Origin of the sequence: Streptomyces sp. NBC_00663, from assembly GCF_036226885.1 — a bacterium.
Lineage (GTDB): Bacteria > Actinomycetota > Actinomycetes > Streptomycetales > Streptomycetaceae > Streptomyces.
This window is the reverse complement of the sequence record NZ_CP109027.1, coordinates 5,745,435-5,766,739: the sequence shown is the minus strand read 5'-3', so window position 1 is coordinate 5,766,739 and position 21,305 is coordinate 5,745,435. Positions and strand designations below refer to the sequence as shown.

Below are 21,305 nucleotides of genomic sequence, written 5' to 3'. Positions count from 1 at the left end.
TGCCGGTGACCGGCCGAACTGTCTTTCGGCCGGTCAGTGTATGCAGACCGTTGTGCGGCGCTTTCGACAGCATCGACGGAATCGGCGGCAGTGCGGTTCTCCGTCCCCCTCGCCCTCCTCTGTCACCTCCCCTGGTAACGCGCCGCGGTCGAGCGGGCCGAGCCGAGCTTGCGGTAGAGCTGCCAGCCGGGGCAGGCGGTGGAGAAGCCGTCGCGGTGGCCGGAGATGACGTTCAGTCGTACGTTCCTGCCTTTGCGGTAGAGGTTGCCACCGCCCGACTTCAGGTATGTCTTTCCGCGCGGATTGGCACCGTAGAGCCCCAGTTTCCAGGCCGTCACGCGGGCCACGGCCTTCACCGCGGCGGACGTCGGGCGGGTGTAGCCGAAGGAGCCGAGGACGGCGATCCCCATGCTGTTGGTGTTGAAGCCGAGGGTGTGGGCGCCCAGGACCGGCTTCGCCACTCCCCCGGCGCGGCCCTCGTAGATGGTGCCGCACTTGTCGATGAGGAAGTTGTAGCCGATGTCACGCCAGCCCATGCTCCTGACGTGGTAGCGGTAGATACCGCGGATGACGGAGGGGGCCTGGGAGCAGCGGTAGCCGTTGCCGGTGGCCGTGTGGTGGACGAAGGCCGCCTTCACCTTCTTCGTGTAGACGAACTCCTTCTCGCGCAGCTTCTCGTTCGCCCCCCAGCCGCGCCGCGTCACGATGCGCGGGCGCGGACCGATCTTCGGCTCGGCCCGCTGCCGTTCCGTCAGTTCACCGGCGCGCAGAACGGACATTTCACGCTCGGTCCGCGCACGGTCGAGCGCGGGGATCTCGGCGGCGCCGAGCGGCGCGAGCGCGGCGTTGGCGGCGGAGGCGGCGACGGCTTCCGGGGCCTCGGCGCCGAGACCGCCACGAGCCCGGGGGGCGCCGGCCGGGCTGCCCTGCGGGAGGGCGGCCTCGCCGGGGTCGACGAGGTCCAGGCGCAGCCCCGACGGCAGCGCGGTCGCCTCGGCGCCGAGCTCGCGGGTCTCGGCCGCGGCCCGCACCCGTACCTCCACGCCGTCCGAGTCACCGACCCACAGCGGTGCCGTCGCCCCGCGCACCCGGCCCGAGGTGCGCTCGGCCGTGTCGGGGTCGGCGCCGTCGTCGCCGTAGTGGGTCTCGATGTCCTGCCAGGCGGACCACGTACCCGAGTCGAGGGCACGTGCGCGTACCTCGACGCGGCCGTGCAGTGCGGTGTCCGGGTCGTCCCAGACGACGCCGACCATCGAGAAGCGGTGCACATCGCGGCGGGGCAGGCCCTGGACGGTGGCCGACCCCAGGGAGCGGTCGGCGCCGAGCGGGGTGAGCGGCAGCGACTGGGTGCTGCCGGGGACCGCCGCCGCGGCGCCGGGATCGACGCTCCGGGCCGACACTTGCGCGGTCGGCGCCGGGCGCGCGACGGTCGCGGCGGCGGGTGAGGTCAGCGGCAGGGCGAGAGCGGCCGCACACGTGACACCGATCGAGGAAGCAAGAAATCCGCGCATGCCAACGATGTTGGACATAGTCATACATATCTGTCCATCCGGGAACTGACGGATCGTCGGCTCCCGTTCCCCCGAACCGGTGAGCCGGCAGCGGGCCGGTCCCTCGTCGCCCCGCCGTGCGCCCGCGTACGCTTGCCCGGGTGAACGCCACCGATCGCACCCCTGCCGACCTGCTGCGTTCCGCGCTCGCCGCGGACGCCGGACGCCCCCTGGTGACCTTCTACGACGACGCCACGGGCGAACGCGTCGAACTGTCCGTCGCCACCTTCGCCAATTGGGTGGCCAAGACCGCCAACCTGCTCCAGGGCGAGCTCTCCGCGGAGCCCGGTGACCGGGTCGCGCTGCTGCTGCCCGCGCACTGGCAGACGGCGGTGTGGCTGCTGGCGTGCTCGTCGGTGGGTGTGGTCGCCGATGTCGCCGGGGACCCCAAGGCGGCCGACCTCGTGGTGAGCGGCCCGGACACGCTGGACGCGGCCCGCGCCTGCTCCGGCTCCCGGATCGCGCTCGCCCTGCGCCCGCTCGGCGGACGCTTCCCGCAGACCCCGGACGGCTTCGCCGACTACGCGGTCGAGGTGCCGGGGCAGGGCGACCGGTTCGCCCCGTTCGCGCCGGTCGACCCCGATGAGCCGGCGCTCGTGGTGGCCGGGCGGGAGTTCAGCGGGGCGGAGGTGGTGGAGCGGGCTTCCGCGGAGGCCTCCGGGCTGGGGATGACGGGGCCGGGGGCCCGGTTGCTGTCGGGGTTGCCGTACGACACATGGGAGGGGCTGTGCGCGGGGTTGTACTCGCCGCTGGCCACGGGGGGGTCCGTGGTGTTGTGCCGGAATCTGGAGCGGTTGGGGGAGGAAGGGCTGGCCAAGAGGGTTGAGAGTGAGCGGGTGACTGTTACCGCGCGCTGACGTCGTTTCGCGGGTGCGGGTCCGCTGTGGTTGCTCGCGCAGTTCCCCGCGCCCCTACGGACGTCATCCGTACCGCCCGCTGAGAAGCACCCTCACTCCCCCATCCGGCCCAACACCATCCGCCCCCGTCCTCCCATCCACGCCATGGTCGTAAGAGCAGCCCTACCGCACGCTCGTACGCCATGAGGGGTGGATCCAGCCGTGACCGACACCGCAGGTACGCCCCCCAAAGGCACCCTCGGTCCGGGAGCGGGGGCGTCCGCCACCGGGAGTGGGCTGATACGTCGGCGTCGGCGCCGTTGGCTGCGCGGCACGGCGGTCGGGGTGGCCGTCGTCGTCGTGGCGGCCGTGGGAACCGGGTGGGCGCTGTACGCGAAGCTCGACGGGAACATCACGGCCGACAACGCCGCCGCCGCGGAACTCGCCCGGTACGAGAAGGACCGGCCCACCGCGCTCGTCAAGGACGCGCAGAACATCCTGCTGATCGGCTCGGACTCGCGCTCCGGGGACGGGAACGCGCGCTACGGGCGGGACTCGGGGACCGAGCGGTCGGACACGACGATCCTGCTGCACCTCTCCGCGGGACGGCGCAGCGCGACGGCCGTCTCCCTCCCCCGCGACCTGATGGTGGACGTACCGGCCTGCCGGCAGGCGGACGGCAGCCGGACCGAGCCGATGTTCGCGATGTTCAACTACGCCTTCCAGAAGGGCGGGTCGGCCTGCACGATCCGGACCGTGGAGAAGCTGACCGGCATCCGGATCGACCATCACGTCGTCGTCGACTTCCATGGCTTCAAGGACATGGTCGACGCGGTGGACGGCGTGGAGATCTGTCTGACGAAGCCCATCAGCGACAAAGCCGCCAAGCTGAAGCTCCCGGCGGGCAAGGTGACGCTCGACGGGGAGCAGGCCCTCGGCTACGTCCGCGCCCGCAAGTCGCTCGGCAACGGCAGCGACACCGACCGGATGGACCGGCAGCAACGGTTCCTCGGGGCCCTCGTCAACAAGGTGCAGAGCAATGACGTCCTGCTGAATCCGGTGCGGCTCTATCCGGTGCTGGACGCGGCCACCTCGTCGCTCACGACCGACCCGGATCTAGCGAGCTTGCGTGGTTTGTACGAACTCGTGCGCGGACTGCGCGACATCCCCACCGAACGTGTGCAATTCCTGACCGTGCCAAGGGAGTCGTACGCCTACGACGCCAACCGCGACCAGCTCGTGGAAGACGAGGCGGAGCAGCTGTTCGCCCGGCTGCGCACGGACGCGCCGGTGGCGGTCGCCAAGGAAGTTCCGCGGGATTCCACAACCCCCGACCGACCCACCGCGACTGTTTCGCCCGCGCCCACGTTTCGCGGAAACACGGCCGCCGAGGACACCTGTAAGTAAAGCGATTACCAAGGCGACGCACATCTGTTCAAGGAAATGGGTGGATTGCCCAGTTGTAGGGACGTGGAATTTGTCACCGTCGTCGCTTGCCGATGAACTGGCCGGATAGTGTGAGCGATCCGGTGCAGCAGGCCGATAGGTCTTCCTGGGGTCGTGCACTGAGAGACCGAGACCCGAGCGCCTTTGAGGGGGAAGGCGCCGCGTGGCCCCGACGGAGGATTCAGACAACCGTGGACGCGCAAGGCCGTGGGCGGGCGGACGACATCGACCCCGCAGACCAGTGGGTGCTCAATCCGAACACTGGCGAATACGAACTGCGACTGACTCCTTCCGCACCGCAATCAGCGGTCCCGGGGCCACGCAGCAGAACGACCTCCCGCCCGGCGGGCCCTTCCGGGGCGCCGCGCGGCAGAACGGCCGCGCCCGGACGGACGTCGCCCGCCGACGCCCCCGGCCGTGACGTACCGCCGCCGCGTCGGCGGCGCGGTGCGCCCGAGGAGCCGCCGCCCGGGCGCCGCAACCGGCGGCCGGTCAAGAAGAAGGCGCGCGGCAAGAAAATACTGCTGTGGACCGGCGGTGTGATGGCGTTCGTGCTGGTCGGCACGGCCGGTGCCGCCTATCTGTATCTGAAGCACCTCGAAGGCAACGTCACCACCGAGGACGTCGGCAATGTGGCCGACGACGGCTTCAGCAAGGACGAGGCCTTCAACATCCTGATCATCGGCACCGACAAGCGGACCGGATCGGGCAACGAGGGCTACGGCGACAAGGGCAGCGTCGGGCACGCCGACACCAACATCCTGCTGCACGTCTCCAAGGACCGGACGAACGCGACCGCGATGAGCATCCCTCGGGACCTGATCGTCGACGTGCCGGATTGTGACGGGCCGAAGGAGGGGGACATCATCCCCGGCACCCAGAACGTCCGCTTCAACACCAGCCTCGGCCAGGACGGCCGTAACCCCGGCTGCACCATGAAGACGGTCGAGGAGCTCACCGGCATCGACGTGAACCACTTCGCGATGGCGGACTTCAACGCGGTGAAGACGCTGACGAGCGCGGTGGGCGGCGTGGACGTCTGTCTCGCCAAGGACGTGGACGACCCCGACTCGCATCTGAAGCTGTCGGCGGGCAAGCACACGATCGAGGGCGAGACCGCTCTCGCCTTCGTCCGCACCCGGCACAGCTTCGGCAACCAGGGCGACCTGGACCGCATCAAGGTCCAGCAGCAGTTCATGAGTTCGCTGATGCGCAAGATGACCTCGGGCGACACCCTCACCAGCCCCACCAAGCTGATCAAGCTGGCCAACGCCGCCACCAAGGCGCTCACCGTCGACACCGGTATCGGCAAGGCCAGCACGCTCAAGGACGTGGCCCTGGAGCTGAAGAAGGTGCCGATGAAGAACATCACCTTCACCACGGTCCCGGTCAAGGACAACCCGGCCGAGGTGGTCAAGGCGACCGTCGTGCCCCTGGAGCCGAACGCCTCGCAGGTCTTCAACACGATCAAGAGCGACACCTCCTTCACCGAGGTCAAGGCCAAGAAGAAGAAGGAGAAGGCCGCTGTCGCCGCCCGGCTGAAGGGCAGCAAGTCGGACGCCTCCGAGGTGCGGGTGCGGATCCTCAACGGCGGTGCCGCGGCCGGCAGCGCCCAGGAGGAACTCACCTACCTCCAGACCGAGGCGGGGGTGACCAAGTCCGAGAACGCGGGCAACGCCGACGCGTCCCAGGCGAAGACGACGCTGGAGTACGCCCCGGACCAGGCCGACCAGGCCCGCAGGCTCGCCGCGATCATGGGCCTGTCCGGCTCGATGATGAAGCCGGGCAAGAGCGTCACCAACTCCCAGGGTCTGCCGACGATGACACTGACGCTGGGCGAGGACTTCAAGGGGGCCGGGGTGAAGATGAACGCCACCTCGGCGGCGCCGGCGAACGTGGACAAGACCACGGCGAACGAGGTGAAGTGCGCCAGCTGAGCAGCGCCCGCGGGGGCGGGGACGCGGGCGACGGAGCTCGCCGAACTGTGTGAAGTGTGTGACCTGACAGGCCTGTCGTACGTCTAACAGGGCGTACGACAGGCCTGTGGGGTGTGTGGTGAGGGTGGGGAGGACGGGGAGATGAGCCACAGCAGTGTCCGGGAGGAAGAGCAGCAGCCGGAGGTCGCGGAAGGGGCGGCCGAGGGCAACGGGGGTGCCAGACACGGCAGACGCCGGGCGCGACCGCGCCGTAAGCATCGCGTGCTGCGGTGGTCGGCGGCGACGCTGTCGGTGCTGATACTTGGCACGGCCGGCGCCGGTTATCTGTACTACCAGCATCTGAGCGGCAATATCGACAAGGGCAAGCGCAGCACCGGCGGCTCCAACGCGGAGAAGACGAAGCCGAACGCCGCCGGACAGACGCCGCTGAACATCCTGCTGATCGGCTCCGACAGCCGGAACTCGGATGAGAACGTGAAACTCGGCGGCAGCAAGGACAACCGGGGCAATCCGCCGCTGGCGGACGTGCAGATGCTGATCCATCTGTCCGCGGACCGCAAGAGCGCGGCCGTGGTGAGCATCCCGCGCGACACCCGCGTCGACATACCCAAGTGCACGGACCCGAAGACGGGCCATGTGTACCCGGCGACCAACGACATCATCAACACGACGCTGGCCCGCGGCGGGGCGGGGTGCACGCTCGACACCTGGCAGAACCTCACCGGGGTCTACATCGACCACTGGATGACGATCGACTTCGCGGGCGTGGTGAGCATGGCGGACGCCATCGGCGGCGTCGAGGTCTGTGTGAACCAGAACGTGTGGGACCGCTCGACGGCGATGCAGAAGGGCGGCTCCGGCCTCAAGCTCACCAAGGGCCCGCACGACGTCAAGGGCAAGCAGGCGCTTCAGTGGCTGCGCACCCGGCACGCCTGGGGCAGCGACCAGATGCGGGCGCGGGCCCAGCACATGTACCTGAACTCGATGATCCGCACGCTGAAGAAGCAGAACGTCTTCACCGACAGCGGGCGTCTGATGGACCTGGCCGAGGCGGCCACGAAGTCCCTGACGGTCTCCGAGGAGATCGGCACCCCGAAGAAGCTGTACGACCTGTCCAAGCAGCTCAAGTCGGTGCCGACGGACCGGATCACCATGACGACCATGCCGAACATCCAGGACTCCGAGGACAAGGACCATCTGGTCCCGCAGGCCTCCGGCGCCGCGAAGATGTGGCAGATGCTCCGCGACGACGTCCCCTTCGACGACAAGGGCTCGGCGTCGAAGAAGAAGACGAAGGAGAAGGTCTCCGACGACCCGGCCGCCGCCGACGACCAGATCACGGTCGCCGTACAGAACGCCACCGCGTCCTCGACCCTCGGCCCGGCCAACGGGCGGGCCCGCGACGTCACCGACGTCCTCCAGGGCAAGGGCTTCGCCCAGGCCACCGCGGACGCCACGGCGGGGCTCGCCGAGGAGGCGACCGTCGTGCGCTACCCGAGCGCCGACCTGGAGGGCGACGCCCAGCGGATCGCCAAGTCCCTGGGGATTCCGCTGAGTTCGGTGAAGAAGTCGACGGACGTCTCGGGGATCACGCTCGTCGTCGGCGCCGACTGGCGTGAGGGCACGACGTACCCGAAGAAGTCGGACCCGAAGGCCGGGGACGTACCGGACGGCTCCGACGAACTCAACGCGGCCGACGACAGCAAGTGCATGGACGTGTACGAGACGTATCAGTGGTAGGGGATCGCTGTGGGGCGACCGAGGGAAACCCCTGCCCCCACAGCAAACTCCTAAGTGGCTGAAGAATGATGAGCCGCGCTCGCGTACGCTTCCGACCAGGCGGACCGGGCGCACAGTCGACCAGCCGCCCGTCGGGCAAGGGGAGGCTCGGCGGGCCGGTACAGGGTCCGCTTTCTGGCGCAGGGTGGGGAGGGCAGGGGAGTTGGCGCAGAGTGTGCGCAAAGAGGTGCCCGCGGTCGAGGACACGATGTCCCTCACACCGCAGGCATCGGCGCCGCCCGCCGGTCACGGCAGAGGGCGGCGCAAGAAGGGCGACGGCAAGCGCGGACGGCGTGTTCTGCGCTGGTCGGCGATCGTGCTGGCGGTGGTGATAACCGGCACCGCGGGTGCCGGTTACCTCTACTACCAGCATCTCAACAGCAACATCAAGAACGACGCCCTCAACATCGGCGACGAGAAGGACCGGGCCGCCGAGACCGAGGCGAACGCGGCCGGGCAGAAGCCGCTGAACATCCTGCTGATCGGCTCGGACGCCCGGGACAGCGCGGAGAACCAGAAGCTCGGCGGGGCCAAGGACACCTTCAACGGCACCCCCCTCGCGGACGTGCAGATGCTGGTCCATGTCTCGGCGGACCGCAGCAACATGTCGGTGGTGAGCATGCCGCGCGACACCCTGTTGCAGATACCCAAGTGCACCGACCCCGACGACGGCACGGTGTACCGGGCGACCACCACCCGCACGATGACGAACCAGTCCCTCGGCCGCGGCGGCCCCGGCTGCACGGTGGCGACCTGGGAGAAGCTGACCGACATCCACATCGACCACTTCATGATGATCGACTTCTCGGGTGTCGTGTCGATGGCGGACGCCATCGGCGGCGTCCCGGTCTGTGTGGACGCCAACATCTACTCCCACACCTCCACCGGCCACGGCTCCGGCCTGAAGCTGGAGGAGGGCACGACGTCCATCAAGGGCAAGCAGGCCCTTCAGTGGCTGCGCACCCGCTACGGCTTCGAGGACGGCAGCGACCTCGCCCGGGCCCGCGCCCAGCACATGTACATGAACTCGATGGTCCGCCAGCTCCGCAAGAACGCGAGCCTCAGCAACCCCGGCAAGCTGCGGAACCTCGCCGAGGCGGCCACCAAGGCGCTCACCGTCGACGACGGCCTGGACACCGTCAAGAAGCTCTACGACCTCGCGGGCGAGCTGAAGAAGGTCCCCACCAAGCGCATCACGATGACGACCATGCCGAACCGGTACGTCGGCGCGCGTGTGGAGCCCACCGAGGACGCGGACACGCTGTTCCGGCTCGTGCGCGAGGACATCGCCCTCGACGGCAAGGACAAGAAGAAGGCCACCACGGAGACGACGACCTCCGACGAGGCCGCCGCGGACGACAAGATCGGCATCACCGTCGAGAACGGCACCCGCACCGACACCCTCGCCCCCGTCACCGGCCGGGCGAGCACCGTGGCCGAGCTCCTCATCGGCAAGGGCTTCACCAAGGCCGCGGCGGACCGGACGACGGCGACAGCCGCGGAGAAGACCCTGATCCGCTACCCGAGCCTCGACCTCAAGGGCGACGCCCTGCGGGTGGCCAAGGTCCTCGGGGTGCCGTCGAGTTCGGTGAAGAAGTCCACGGACGTCTCCGGGGTGACCCTCGTCGTGGGCGCGGACTGGCGGTCCGGTACGGCGTACGAGGCGCCGAAGGAGTCGGACAAGACGCCGTCCACCGCGGACGCGATCAACGGCGCCGACACCACGAAGTGCATGCACGTCAACCCGGACTACACCTGGTAGTCCGGGACGGGCCGGGGCCCGCGGTGCTCAGTGCGAACTGAGTACCGCGGGGCGCCGCGACGCGATGACCTTCCGCGCCAGTGACCTCGGGCTGGTCAGGAAGCCGTACCCCCACGACATGTGCATGGTGGCGAGGGCGACCGGGATCTGGAGGCGTGCCTTCAGGGACAGGCCCCTGCCCGCCGGGAGCGAGCCGAGGGCGATCGCCGCGAGGTAGCCGCCCGGGATGACGAAGCCGAGCGGGGTCAGGGCCGCGCCCACCACGAGGCCGGCCGCGATCGCGCACACCGCGACCGGCGGGGCCAGGTAGCGCAGGTTGATGGAGCCGGAGTGGTAGCGGGCGACGACGTGCCGCCAGCGGCCGTAATCCTTGTACTGCTTGGCCAGCGCCTTCACCGAGGGGCGCGGGCGGTACGACACCCGCAGCTCCGGCGAGAACCAGATCAGGCCGCCGGCCTCGCGGATGCGGAAGTTCAGCTCCCAGTCCTGGGCGCGGATGAACTCCTCGTTGTAGCCGCCCTGTTGCTCCAGCGCCGCACGCCGGAAGACGCCGAGGTACACGGTCTCGGCGGGGCCGGCCTGCCCTCCCGTGTGGAAGGCCGCGTTGCCGACGCCGATCTTGGAGGTCATCGCGGCGGCGACCGCGTCCTCCCAGGCGTTCTCGCCCTCGGCGTGCATGATGCCGCCGACGTTCTGCGCGCCGGTCTCCTCCAGGAGCCGTACGGCGGTCGCGATGTAGTTCGGCGAGAGGATGCCGTGGCCGTCGACGCGGACGACGATCGGATGGCGGGAGGCCTTGATCGCGGCGTTCAGGGCGGCGGGCGTGCGGCCCGTCGGGTTCGGGACGGTGTGGACTCGGGGGTCCTCGCGCACGAGCTCGGCGGCGATCTCGTCCGTGCGGTCCTTGGAAGGACCGAGGGCGATCACGACCTCCATCTCGCCGGCGTACTCCTGCGCGAGGATCGCTTGGACGGCTCCGCGCAGATGCCGCTCCTCGTCGAGGACGGGCATGATCACAGAAACGGCGGGGAGCCGCACGTCGGGCTTGGCGTTCATAGGGGGCTCACGTTACCGCGAACGGGGGACACCGGTGCGCCCCGGTCGGGGCGGCGTCCCGGGCCGCAGATCGTATCGGCCTACGGTGCTGAAGATCCCATGTAAGGCCCTCAGGTCCGGTCCCAGCGGAGGTGCCCCCCATGTCCACGCCGCCCCGCCGCTCCCCTGCCGCCGCCCGGCCCCGGCCGAGGCCGAAGCCGCCCGTACGACGGCGGAAGCCGCGTTGGGCCGGTCGGGCGGTGACCACGCTCTCCGTGGTGATCCTCGCCTCGGCCGGCATCGGGCACGGTGTCCTCTCCAGCCTGGACGCGGACATCGCGCGGGTGGATCCCTTCAAGGACATGAAGAACCGGCCCAGAGCCGGGCACGGCATGAACGTGCTGCTGGTCGGCACCGACGGGCGCGACAAGATCACCGAGGCCGAGCGGCAGAAGTACCGGCTGGGCGGCGCCCCCTGTCACTGCACCGACACGGTCATGATCGTGCACATCTCGGAGGACCGGGAGCGGGCGAGCGTGGTGAGCCTGCCGCGCGACTCGTACGCGATGACGCCCCCGCACACCGACCGGACGACCGGTGAGGAACACCACGGCCACCCCGTCAAGCTGAACGCGGCGTACGCGGAGGGCGGCCCCCAGCTGACCGTGCGGACCGTCGAGACGATGACGCACGTGAAGATCGACCACTATCTGGAGGTCGACTTCACCAGCTTCATGAAGACGGTGGACGTGCTGGGCGGCGTGAAGATCTGCACGGCGGAGCCCCTGAAGGACGCGTACACGGGCCTCGACCTCCCCGCCGGCTCGCACACCCTGATGGGCGGCGAGGCCCTCCAGTACGTCCGCTCCCGGCACATCGACGGGGCGGCGGACCTCGGGCGGATGAAGCGCCAGCAGCGCTTCATGGCGGCGCTGATCGACCGCGCGACCTCCTCCGGCATCCTGCTGAACCCCATGAAGTTCCGGGACGTGACGCGGGCCGTGCTGGGTTCGGTGCGGGCCGACAAGGAGTTCGGCACCGGCGAACTCCTCGACCTGGGGCGGGCGATGCGGAACTTCTCGCCGTCCTCGTCCGAGTTCACGACGGTGCCGATCGGGCAGATGGGGTACGCCGTCAAGGGCGTCGGCTCCACCCTGAAGTGGGACGCGAAGAAGGCGGGCCGCCTCTTCCAGGCCCTGCGCGACGACGAGCCGCTGGCCGTGCACAAGCCGCGGAGCAAGGCGGTCCGGGTCGCCGTCGCCCCACAGCAGATCCGCGTCCAGGTCGAGAACGGCACCGCCACCGCCGGACTCGGCAAGCGTGTCGACGCCCAGCTCGCGGCGACCGGCTTCCGCACCACCCACCAGCCGGTGACCTCGGCGAACCGCGCGGTCAAGCGCACGGTCATCGCCTACGACCCCCGCTGGGACCGCTCCGCGAAGTCCCTCGCCGCGGCCCTGCCGGGCAGCGAGCTGCGGCCCGTGCAGGGGCAGGGGGCGGTGCTGAAGGTGATCGCCGGGGCGGACTTCCGGCAGGTGCGGAAGGTACGGGCGGAGGACCCGTACCAGGGCGAGTTCGGGGTGGTGACGGGCGACGAGGTGGGCTGCGTGTAGGCGCGGCCGCCGAAAGCCCGGAACTTCGGTCAACTTCCGGCCAAGACTGAGGACTTGTGTCTAGTTTGGAGCGCATCCAGACCGGTCACGTCCGGTCAGTGCCGCCCGAAGGAGACCAGACCCATGTCCGACCCCGCAGTGCCCCGTGACGAAGGCGTCGCCCGCATGGCCCGGCTGCGGACCGATGTGTCCCACTCGGCCCGGATCTGGAACTACTGGCTCGGCGGCAAGGACCACTACCCCGTGGACGAGGAGGTCGGCGACCAGATCCTGTCCTTCGTCCCGGCCCTGCCGCGCTCGGCCGTCGCCGACCGCGCCTTCCTGGCCCGCGCCGTCCGGTACCTCGCCGCGGAGGTGGGCATACGGCAGTTCCTGGACATCGGCACCGGTCTGCCCACCGCCGACAACACCCACGAGGTCGCCCAGCGCGTCGACCCCTCGTGCCGGATCGTCTACGTCGACAACGACCCCCTCGTCCTCACCCACGCGCACGCCCTGCTCACCAGCACGCCCGAAGGGGCCACCGACTACATCGAGGCCGACGTCCACGACCCGGAGGCGATCCTGCGGGGCGCCGCCGAGATCCTCGACCTCACCCAGCCGGTCGCGGTCACGATGCTCGGCATAGTCAACTTCGTCATGGACACCGAGGAGGCGGTCGGGATCGTGCGCAAGCTCCTGGCGGCCCTGCCCTCCGGCAGCCACCTGGTGATCTCCCACCCCACCACCGAGGTCGACGGGGAGGCGATGAAGTCGGCGGTGGAGTACTGGAACAGCCAGGGCTCGGCCCCGATGACCCTGCGCAGCCGCGCCGACCTCGCCCGTCTCTTCGAGGGCGTCGAGCTCCTCGAACCCGGCATCGTCTCCTGCTCGCGCTGGCGGCCGGAGGCACCGGAGGGCGAGATCGCCGAGGTCACGCACTTCGCCGGGGTGGGCAGGAAGCCGTAACCCCAATGGCGGCGGGGTGGCGGCCTGTGCCGTAACAGCCCGGATCGGGGCGATTACACCGACTACGTTCCGGATTATTACCGTCCGCCCGATGGCGCCGGGCGGCGGGCGGGCGTAGGACGGAAACGCACACGGGGCCCGCCCCGGGCTCCGCGACCCCCCGAGGAGGAGCCATGACCAAGCCCGCGATGACCGGAACGGCCGCCATGAGCAAGGAGATGCAGGACTGCGTCGAGGCGTGCATGTCCTGCCACAGCATGTGCGAGGAGGCCATGAGCTCCTGCATGCAGATGGGCGGCCAGGCCCAGATGCAGATCATGCGCGCGCTCCTGGACTGCTCCGAGATGACCCGCATGTGCGCGGACATGATGATGCGCCGCTCGCCGATGTCGGCGGAGATGTGCGCGATGTGCGCCAAGGCGTGCGACATGTGCGCCGAGGCGTGTATGGCGATGCCGGACGACCCGATGATGATGCGCTGCGCGGAGGCGTGTCGCCGCTGCGCGGAGATGTGTCGCACGATGGCGGGCGCCCGGATGTGAGGCCCTCGGCCTGACACGGCTCAGGGGCACCCGGTGGGGTGCCCCTGAGCCGTGTCGTTCAGTTGCCCGAGACGGTGACCTTCTCGTCGTTCTTCAGTTCGTCCACCAGCGTCTTCACCTTGGCCTTGTCCCAGACGAGGTTGCCGCCCGTCGAGCCGGAGATCGGCATGTTCATGGACGTGCCGTCGCCGCCGCTGACGCCCTTCATGGCCCAGAACATGTCCGCGAGGTCGAACAGGCCCATGTCCTTGTCGACGATGAGGGTGTCGAGGCCGGCGCTCATGGTCGGGTAGAGCTTGAAGGGGTTGAGGACCGTCGAGGGGGTCGCGACCTTGTTGGCGAGGGCCGAGAGGAACTTCTGCTGGTTCTTCGTGCGGTCCAGGTCGGAGCCGGCGAGGGCGTACCGGGTGCGGACGAAGGCCAGCGCCTGCTCGCCGTTCAGGGTCTGCTTGCCCGCCTCGAAGTCGGCGCCGGACTTGGTGTCCTTCATGCCGCCCTTCGGGATGGTGATGTCGACGCCGCCGACCGAGTCCACGATGTCGGCGAAGCCGGCGAAGCCGATCTCGACGTAGTGGTCGATGTGCAGACCGGTGTTGTACTCGATCGTGCGCACCAGCAGCTCGGGGCCGTCCTCGGCGTACGCGGCGTTGAGCTTGGTGTGCCGGCCGGTGCCCTTGTACGTCTTGCCGGACTCGGAGCCGACGAACGTCGGGATCTCCACGTCCGAGTCACGGGGCAGCGAGACCAGCGTGGAGCCGTTGTCGCCGGTGTGCAGGATCATCATCGAGTCCGTGCGCTTGCCCTCGGCGGACCCGGTGTGCAGCTTCTTCTTCTCCTCGGCGGACATGCCGGCGCGGCTGTCGGAGCCGACGATCAGATAGTTCGTGCCCTCGCCCGAGTCCGGCCGGTCGATGACCTTGGAGAGGTCGACCTCGCGGTTGAGCTTGGAGTCGGCCCAGAAGTACGTCCCGATCGTCGTCACGACCAGCACGGTCACGACTGTGATCGCCGTCCACTTGATCCGGCGCCGCCAGTTCGGCGCGGGCCGCTCACCGCGGCCCCCACCGCCGGGACCGGCGGGGCCGCCACCGCCGTAGACCTGGCCGGTGTTGTAACCGCTGTCGTAGCCGTCCACGGCGGAGTCGTCGGCGTAGCCGCCGCCGTAGGAGGGCTGCTGCGGTACCCCGCCGCCGTAGGGCGGAGCGGACTGCTGCCCGGGGCCGCCCCCGTACGCGCCCGAGGCGGGCCTGCGGACCTGCCGCATGGCGCGGGCGCCCTCAGGCTGTGCGCTCGCGCTGCCGCGTCCGTACCGGTCGCCGCGGTTCTCGTCGGACCATGCCTCGGGCCAATCGTTCATGGGGCCCAGTGTGCAGGGATCGGCTGTGCCCTTTACAAGGGTCGTAGGAAAATCAGGGCACTGCTGTTGCGAACCCAACACAAAGTCCGCGATCCAGGCCTCGGCATAAGGTGGAGGCCATGACAGATCCGGCCCCCTCGACGGAGTCCGACATCCCGGGCAAGCCGACGTCCGCGTCGCGCACCACGCTCAGCCACATCATGACCCACGCCGACACCAACCTGCTGGGGACCGTGCACGGTGGCGTGATCATGAAGCTGGTCGACGACGCGGCGGGCGCGGTGGCCGGACGGCACAGCGGCGGGCCCGCCGTGACCGCGTCCATGGACGAGATGGTGTTCCTGGAGCCGGTCCGCGTCGGCGACCTGGTCCATGTGAAGGCCCAGGTCAACTGGACCGGCCGGACCTCGATGGAGGTCGGGGTGCGGGTGCTGGCGGAGCGCTGGAACGAGTCGAACCCGGCGACCCAGGTCGGCTCCGCGTATCTCGTCTTCGCCGCGGTCGACGCCGACGGCAAGCCCCGGCAGGTGCCGCCGGTCGTCCCGGAGACCGAGCGCGACAAGCGCCGCTACCAGGAGGCCCAGATCCGCCGCACCCACCGGCTGGCCCGGCGGCGCGCGATCATGGAACTGCGGGAGAAGCGGGCCGCTGAGGGGTTCGAGGACTGATACGGCAAGGGGCGCCCGGCGGAGTTCCGGGCGCCCCTTCTCGATCGGCCGTTACGGCAGGTTGCGCGCCATCACGATGCGCTGGACCTGGTTCGTGCCCTCGTAGATCTGCGTGATCTTCGCGTCGCGCATCATGCGCTCCACCGGATAGTCACGGGTGTAGCCGTAGCCGCCCAGCAGCTGGACCGCGTCCGTGGTGACCTCCATGGCCACGTCCGAGGCGAAGCACTTGGCCGCCGCGCCCTGGAAGGTGAGGTCCTTGTCGCCGCGCTCGGAGGCGGCCGCGGCCTGGTAGGTCAGGGCGCGGGCGGCGGCGATCTTCATGGCCATGTCGGCGAGCATGAACTGGATGCCCTGGAAGTCGGCGATGGCCTTGCCGAACTGCTTGCGCTCCTGGACATAGCCCTTGGCGTAGTCGAGGGCGCCCTGGGCGACACCGAGCGCCTGGGCCGCGATGGTGATCCGCGTGTGGTCCAGGGTCTTCATCGCCGTGGCGAAGCCGGTGCCCTCGTCGCCGATCATGCGGTCGGCGGGGATGCGGACGTTGTCGAGGTAGACCTCGCGGGTCGGGGAGCCCTTGATGCCGAGCTTCTTCTCCGGGGCGCCGAAGGAGACGCCCTCGTCGGACTTCTCGACGACGAAGGCGGAGATGCCCTTGGAGCGCTTGGAGGGGTCCGTGACCGCCATCACGGTGTAGTACTCGGACTCGCCCGCGTTGGTGATCCAGCGCTTCACGCCGTTGAGGATCCAGTGGTCGCCGTCACGGACCGCCCGGGTCTTCATGCCGGCCGCGTCGGAACCCGCGTCGGGCTCGGAGAGGCAGTAGGAGAACATGCCCTCGCCCTTGGCGAGCGGGGTCATGTACTTCTTCTTCAGCTCCTCTGAGCCGGAGAGGATCACGGGCAGCGAGCCGAGCTTGTTGACGGCCGGGATCAGGGAGGACGAGACGCAGACGCGCGCCACCTCCTCGATCACGATCACCGTGGCCAGCGCGTCCGCGCCGGCGCCGCCGTACTCCTCGGGCACATGGACGGCGTGCAGGTCGTTCGCGACCAGCGCCTCGAGGGCCTCGCGCGGGAAGCGGGCCTCCTCGTCCACCGCTGCGGCGTGCGGCGCGATCTTCGCCTCGGCCAGTGAGCGGATGGCGTCCCGGAGCATGTCGTGCTCCTCGGACGGGCGGTACAGGTCGAAGTCAGCCGATCCGGCCAAGGTGTCTCACGCTCCCAGTGCGCTGCGATGAACGACGCTAATTACCGTTAAGTAACTCAAATTTTAGAGCCCGGCTCACGGGAGTGATACGTGAGCTTGGCGACAGGGGAAGGCTGCCCGACGGAGCGGGCTCCGACGCCCCGACTATGCTCGGTCAGCGCATCGAACGACGTCCACCTCTGGAGCATCCATGGCCCTCAAGATCACCGTGATCGGCACCGGCTATCTCGGCGCTACCCACGCGGCGGCCATGGCCGAGCTCGGTTTCGAGGTGCTGGGCCTGGACGTCGTACCCGAGAAGATCGCCATGCTCCAGCGCGGCGAGGCCCCGATGTTCGAGCCCGGTCTTGAGGAGTTGCTGCGCAAGCATGTGGCCGGGATCGAGGGGTCGAGCGGGCGGCTGCGGTTCACCCAGGACTGGGCCGAGGTCGGCGCCTTCGGCGATGTGCACTTCCTGTGCATCAACACGCCGCAGAAGCACGGCGAGTACGCGTGCGACATGTCGTACGTCGATTCCGCCATCGCCTCGCTCGCGCCGCACCTGGCCGGGCCCGCGCTCGTCGTCGGCAAGTCCACCGTGCCCGTCGGCTCCGCGGACCGGCTGGCCCGTTACCTCGTGGAGCACGCCCCCGCCGGGGCCGGCGCCGAGCTGGCGTGGAACCCGGAGTTCCTGCGGGAGGGCTTCGCCGTGCAGGACACGCTGCACCCGGACCGGATCGTGGTCGGGGTGCGCAGCGAGCGCGCGGAGAAGCTGCTGCGGGAGGTCTACGCGACGCCGATGGGTGAGGGGACGCCGTTCGTCGTCACCGACTTCCCGACCTCCGAGCTGGTGAAGACCTCGGCGAACTCCTTCCTCGCCACCAAGATCTCCTTCATCAACGCCATGGCGGAGATGTGCGAGGCCTCGGGCGGCGATGTGGCGAAGCTGGCGGAGGCGATCGGGTACGACGACCGGATCGGCAAGAAGTTCCTGCGGGCCGGCATCGGCTTCGGCGGCGGCTGTCTGCCCAAGGACATCCGCGCCTTCATGGCCCGCGCCGGTGAGCTGGGCGCCGACCAGGCGCTGACGTTCCTGCGGGAGATCGACTCGATCAACATGCGGCAGCGCGGGCAGATGGTGGAGCTGGCGCGCGAGGCGCTGGGCGGCGGGTCGTTCCTGGGCAAGCGGGTCGCGGTGCTCGGTGCCACCTTCAAGCCCGACACGGACGACGTCCGTGACTCGCCGGCGCTGAACGTGGCCGGGCAGATCCATCTCCAGGGCGGTCAGGTCACGGTCTACGACCCGATGGGCATGGACAACGCCCGCCGGCTCTTCCCGACCCTCGGCTACGCCGACTCGGCCGTGGAGGCGGTGCGCGGCGCCGATGTCGTGCTGCATCTGACGGAGTGGCGGGAGTTCCGCGAGCTGGACCCGGCGGCGCTCGGCGAGTCCGTGACGGTGCGGCTGATCCTGGACGGGCGCAACAGCCTCGACCCGGTGCTGTGGCGGAAGGCCGGGTGGACGTACCGGGCGATGGGCCGGCCGACCGCCTGACCCCTTCCGGAGAAGGTGACGCCGGTTCGGCCGAGGCTCAGTCGGCCGAACCGGCGTCCTGTTGCATTCTGCACCACCGGCCTGTGCGGCATCCGGTGAACTACTTGGCCCGGTACCGCCGCATCTTCGCGCGCGCCCCGCACACCTGCATCGAGCACCAGCGACCGCGTCCGGCGGGGCTGCGGTCGTAGTACGCCCAGTGGCAGGTGGGAGCCTCGCAGGACTTGAGGCGCTGCCAGGTGCCGGCGATCAGGGCCGCGGCGACGGCTTCGGCGACACGGGAGTGCAGGCGCCCCGCGTCGGCGGGCGCGAGGGCGGCGGAGCCGTCCGCCGGGTCGACCGTCACACGCAGCGGCGCCGCCGCCAGCAGCTCGCCCAGGGGCGCGACCGGGGCGTGCGCCGGGTGCCCGGCGTGGGCCAGCAGCGTCGCCCGCAGCGACTCGCGCAGCTCGCGGGCTCCCGGCACGTCCTCCTCCGTGAGCCCGAAGCGCGCCCGGCCGTCCGCCGTGTCGAGGGCGTCGGCGCCGGACTCGAGGTCCAGCGTGTTCACCAGGGACTCGACCAGCGCCAGGCTCCCGGGGGCGGCCGATCTCTCACTCATGCTTGCGACGTTACCTCCTATGCGGCAGCATGCAGTAACCGTTACTGGTTGACCGCTTCTAGAGGTAACACCGGAGGAAGTCATGGCTCTCGCCAAGCTGGGTGTCGTCGTCCTGGACTGTCCCGACCCCCGTGCGCTCGCCGGTTTCTACGCCGAGGTGCTGGGCGGCACCGTCGAGGGGGACGGGGAGTGGGTGGAGGTGAAGGTGCCCGGCGGACAGGCGCTGGCGTTCCAGGCCGCCGTCGATCACGTACCCCCGCGGTGGCCGTCGCCCGACCGCTCTCAGCAGTTCCATCTGGACCTGACCGTGGAGGACCTGGACGCCGCCGAGAAGGGCGTTCTGGCGCTCGGCGCGACGGTGCTCGACGCCGAGGACCGCTCGCGCTCGTTCCGTGTGTACGCGGATCCGGCGGGGCACCCGTTCTGTCTGTGCGCCTGCTGAGCCGGGAGGTATACCCATGACCGCTGTGACCCGTTTCCGTTCCGTCGTCCTCGACTGCCCCGACCCGCGGGCGCTCGCCCGTTTCTACGCGGGGGTGGTGGGCGGTACGCCGCAGGACGACGATCCCGAGTGGGTCGTGCTCGATGTGCCGGGCGGGCCCCGGCTCTCCTTCCAGCGGGCCGAGGGGTACACCCCGCCGGAGTGGCCGCGCGCGGACCGCAACTCGCAGCAGTTCCACATCGACTTCGACGCGGGGTCGACGTGGGAGGACGTCGAGGCGGCGGAGAAGAAGGTGCTGGAGCTGGGGGCGCGGGCGCTGCACGCCGAGGACAAGGAGGATTTCCGGGTGTACGCCGACCCGGCGGGGCATCCGTTCTGCCTCTGCCGGATCGACGTGGCCCGGCGGCTACCCGTCCAGGTCTGAGACCTCGCCGTCGACAGTCACCCGTCGTCGGCTACCCGTCCAGGTCTGAGATCTTCGCCGTCGACGGCTCGCGTCGCTCCCGGGCGGCGCGGGCCGTGAAGTCCGCGCTGCGCAGGACGCGCTGGACGTTGCCCCAGGTCAGCAGGGCGATGTCGGACTCGGCCCAGCCACGCCGGAGCAGCTCGGCGACGAGGAGCGGGTAGCAGGAGGCGTCGGCGAGGTCCTGGGGGTGGGCGGTGCCGGCGTCGTAGGTGCCGGACAGGCCGACGCACTCCGGTCCCGCGACCTCGCGCACATGGTCGAGATGGTCGGCCACGTCCCGCACGCTCGGGCCGGTCTGCTCGGCGGTGAGCGGCACCATGCACAGGCCCTTGGCGGCGCCCAGCTCGGCGAGCAGGTCGTCGGGGAGGTTGGCCGGGTGCGGGCGCAGGGCGCGGGCGGCGGAGCGGCTGCACAGGGCCGGCGCCTTGGAGACCGCGAGCGCGCGGCGGACGGTGTCGGCGGAGGCGCCGGACAGGTCGGCGAGGACGCCGAGCCGGTTCATCTCGCGCAGCACCTCCTCGCCGAACCGGGTGAGACCCGCCTCGCTCGCCCAGGAGACGCCGGACAGGGTGAGGGCGCGCAGACCGAGGGCGCGCAGCGAGCGCAGGATGCCGAGGGAGTCGCCGAGGGCGGCGGCGCCGGCCGGGCCGAGCAGGACGGCGACGCGGCCGCAGTGCCGTACGTCGGCGATCTCGCCGGCGGTGTGGGCGAGGCGGAGGCCCTCGGGGTGGGTGCCCACGACCGTCCGCACGAGGTCGAGCTGTTCGAGGGTGGCGCCCACGGCCCGGTCGCCGCCGATGCTCTCGGGCAGGTGCAGCGAGCAGAACAGCGCGCCCACATGGCCCTCGCGCAGCCGGGGCACGTCCGTGTCGACGGAGCTCTCGCCGAGTTCCAGGTCGAACCAGGGCAGGTGGCGCAGGGCCCAGGGCAGTCCGCTGTAGCCGTCGGCGACGGGGTGCGCGGCGAGGATGGCGTGCGCGCGCTCCAGGGGGCCGGAGTCCGGGTCGGAGACGGGGGCGTAGGGCTCGTCCGCCACGAAGGGGTCGGTCAGGCCGTCGAGCGCGCCGACCTCGGTCGTGGTGTCCAGTTCGTCCTGGAGGTCTGCCATGGCGTGCTCCCGTACGTCGTGATCGGCGGCATGATCAGCAGTACGGTCACGGTCGCACGGGGTACCGAGGGCTTCCTGGTGGGTGGGGCGTTCGGGGGTACGCGGGTCAGCTTCCGCGGGCCACCTGGATGACCTCGTCGAGGGTGTCCCGGGACCGCTCCAGATCCCGGATCATGCGGTCGATGCGGTCCCGTTCCCGCGCCAGGTCGGCGACGAGTTTGGGGGTGGCGACGACGGAGGGGCCGCCGTCCCGGTCCCGCATGCAGGGCAGCAGCTGCCGGATCTTCTCGCTGTGCAGCCCGGCCGCGAACAGCTCCTGGATCCGCACGACGCGGTCCACGGCCGCCTCCGGATAGTCCCGGTGCCCGCCGGGGGTGCGGTCGGCTGCGAGCAGCCCCTGGGTCTCGTAGTAGCGCAGCGACCGCTCGCTGACGTTGGTGCGCCGGGCCAGTTCACCGATCCGCATGGACAC

General features: G+C 70.2%; 19 protein-coding genes. 12 read left to right on the top strand and 7 right to left on the bottom strand.

Translation table 11 applies throughout. The features are described from left to right. Positions 1–122: 122 nt before the first annotated feature. A complete protein-coding gene (locus OG866_RS26300) occupies positions 123–1,511 on the bottom strand; it encodes a peptidoglycan recognition protein family protein (protein WP_329338356.1) in 1,389 nt (462 codons plus the stop codon). 140 nt (positions 1,512–1,651) lie between these two features. Here OG866_RS26300 and OG866_RS26295 point away from each other — a divergent pair, with 140 nt between their 5' ends. The 5 genes from OG866_RS26295 (at position 1,652) to OG866_RS26275 (ending at position 9,310) form a co-directional block, all read left to right on the top strand. Then, positions 1,652–2,407 carry a TIGR03089 family protein gene (locus OG866_RS26295; RefSeq protein ID WP_329338354.1) on the top strand — a complete coding sequence of 252 codons (756 nt, stop codon included), beginning with the start codon at positions 1,652–1,654 and terminating at the stop codon, positions 2,405–2,407. A 201-nt stretch (positions 2,408–2,608) separates the two neighbouring features. Then, a complete protein-coding gene (locus tag OG866_RS26290; protein WP_329338352.1) occupies positions 2,609–3,793 on the top strand; it encodes an LCP family protein in 1,185 nt (394 codons plus the stop codon). Positions 3,794–4,023: 230 nt separating this feature from the next. Further along, positions 4,024–5,769: an LCP family protein gene (locus OG866_RS26285; protein ID WP_329338351.1), complete on the top strand. Its 1,746-nt coding sequence runs from the start codon at positions 4,024–4,026 to the stop codon at positions 5,767–5,769. A 141-nt stretch (positions 5,770–5,910) separates the two neighbouring features. Next, the gene (locus OG866_RS26280; RefSeq protein ID WP_329338349.1) at positions 5,911–7,509 is read left to right on the top strand and encodes an LCP family protein; all 1,599 of its coding nucleotides are present in this window, start codon (positions 5,911–5,913) and stop codon (positions 7,507–7,509) included. A gap of 247 nt (positions 7,510–7,756) precedes the next feature. Beyond that, the gene (locus OG866_RS26275; RefSeq protein ID WP_329344311.1) at positions 7,757–9,310 is read left to right on the top strand and encodes an LCP family protein; all 1,554 of its coding nucleotides are present in this window, start codon (positions 7,757–7,759) and stop codon (positions 9,308–9,310) included. Between the two features lie 27 nt (positions 9,311–9,337). On the opposite strand, the gene OG866_RS26270 is transcribed toward OG866_RS26275, so the two are convergent. After that, on the bottom strand, positions 9,338–10,366 hold the full coding sequence (locus tag OG866_RS26270; protein WP_329338347.1) for a glycosyltransferase family 2 protein: 1,029 nt from the start codon (positions 10,364–10,366) through the stop codon (positions 9,338–9,340). 140 nt (positions 10,367–10,506) lie between these two features. Here OG866_RS26270 and OG866_RS26265 point away from each other — a divergent pair, with 140 nt between their 5' ends. The 3 genes from OG866_RS26265 (at position 10,507) to OG866_RS26255 (ending at position 13,448) form a co-directional block, all read left to right on the top strand. Then, positions 10,507–11,958, top strand: a complete 1,452-nt coding sequence (locus OG866_RS26265; protein ID WP_329338346.1) for an LCP family protein — start codon at positions 10,507–10,509, stop codon at positions 11,956–11,958. A 123-nt stretch (positions 11,959–12,081) separates the two neighbouring features. Next, on the top strand, positions 12,082–12,906 hold the full coding sequence (locus OG866_RS26260) for an SAM-dependent methyltransferase (protein ID WP_329338344.1): 825 nt from the start codon (positions 12,082–12,084) through the stop codon (positions 12,904–12,906). 173 nt (positions 12,907–13,079) lie between these two features. Beyond that, a complete protein-coding gene (locus OG866_RS26255; protein WP_329338343.1) occupies positions 13,080–13,448 on the top strand; it encodes a four-helix bundle copper-binding protein in 369 nt (122 codons plus the stop codon). Between the two features lie 58 nt (positions 13,449–13,506). On the opposite strand, the gene OG866_RS26250 is transcribed toward OG866_RS26255, so the two are convergent. After that, positions 13,507–14,805 (bottom strand): LCP family protein, encoded by a 1,299-nt coding sequence (locus OG866_RS26250; protein WP_329338341.1) that lies wholly within the window; start codon positions 14,803–14,805, stop codon positions 13,507–13,509. Between the two features lie 119 nt (positions 14,806–14,924). Here OG866_RS26250 and OG866_RS26245 point away from each other — a divergent pair, with 119 nt between their 5' ends. Beyond that, a complete protein-coding gene (locus OG866_RS26245; protein WP_329338340.1) occupies positions 14,925–15,473 on the top strand; it encodes an acyl-CoA thioesterase in 549 nt (182 codons plus the stop codon). Positions 15,474–15,524: 51 nt separating this feature from the next. Here OG866_RS26245 and OG866_RS26240 read toward each other — a convergent pair whose 3' ends face one another. Beyond that, positions 15,525–16,682 carry an acyl-CoA dehydrogenase gene (locus OG866_RS26240; RefSeq protein WP_329338338.1) on the bottom strand — a complete coding sequence of 386 codons (1,158 nt, stop codon included), beginning with the start codon at positions 16,680–16,682 and terminating at the stop codon, positions 15,525–15,527. A 190-nt stretch (positions 16,683–16,872) separates the two neighbouring features. Here OG866_RS26240 and OG866_RS26235 point away from each other — a divergent pair, with 190 nt between their 5' ends. Continuing rightward, entirely contained in the window at positions 16,873–18,216 is a 1,344-nt protein-coding gene (locus OG866_RS26235; protein ID WP_329338336.1) for a UDP-glucose dehydrogenase family protein, read from the top strand. 100 nt (positions 18,217–18,316) lie between these two features. On the opposite strand, the gene OG866_RS26230 is transcribed toward OG866_RS26235, so the two are convergent. Further along, positions 18,317–18,817 carry a CGNR zinc finger domain-containing protein gene (locus OG866_RS26230; protein WP_329338334.1) on the bottom strand — a complete coding sequence of 167 codons (501 nt, stop codon included), beginning with the start codon at positions 18,815–18,817 and terminating at the stop codon, positions 18,317–18,319. A gap of 82 nt (positions 18,818–18,899) precedes the next feature. Here OG866_RS26230 and OG866_RS26225 point away from each other — a divergent pair, with 82 nt between their 5' ends. Together OG866_RS26225 and OG866_RS26220 are read left to right on the top strand one after the other, a co-directional pair. Next, positions 18,900–19,259 (top strand): VOC family protein, encoded by a 360-nt coding sequence (locus tag OG866_RS26225; RefSeq protein ID WP_329338333.1) that lies wholly within the window; start codon positions 18,900–18,902, stop codon positions 19,257–19,259. Between the two features lie 16 nt (positions 19,260–19,275). Next, positions 19,276–19,683, top strand: a complete 408-nt coding sequence (locus OG866_RS26220; RefSeq protein ID WP_329338331.1) for a VOC family protein — start codon at positions 19,276–19,278, stop codon at positions 19,681–19,683. A 31-nt stretch (positions 19,684–19,714) separates the two neighbouring features. Here the strand turns inward: OG866_RS26220 and OG866_RS26215 are convergent, their stop codons facing one another. Both OG866_RS26215 and OG866_RS26210 read right to left on the bottom strand, forming a co-directional pair. Further along, complete coding sequence (locus OG866_RS26215; protein WP_329338330.1) at positions 19,715–20,833, bottom strand: dipeptidase; 1,119 nt, start codon at positions 20,831–20,833, stop codon at positions 19,715–19,717. Positions 20,834–20,939: 106 nt separating this feature from the next. Beyond that, positions 20,940–21,299, bottom strand: a complete 360-nt coding sequence (locus tag OG866_RS26210; RefSeq protein ID WP_329338328.1) for a MerR family transcriptional regulator — start codon at positions 21,297–21,299, stop codon at positions 20,940–20,942. Between the last annotated feature and the right edge of the window lie 6 nt (positions 21,300–21,305).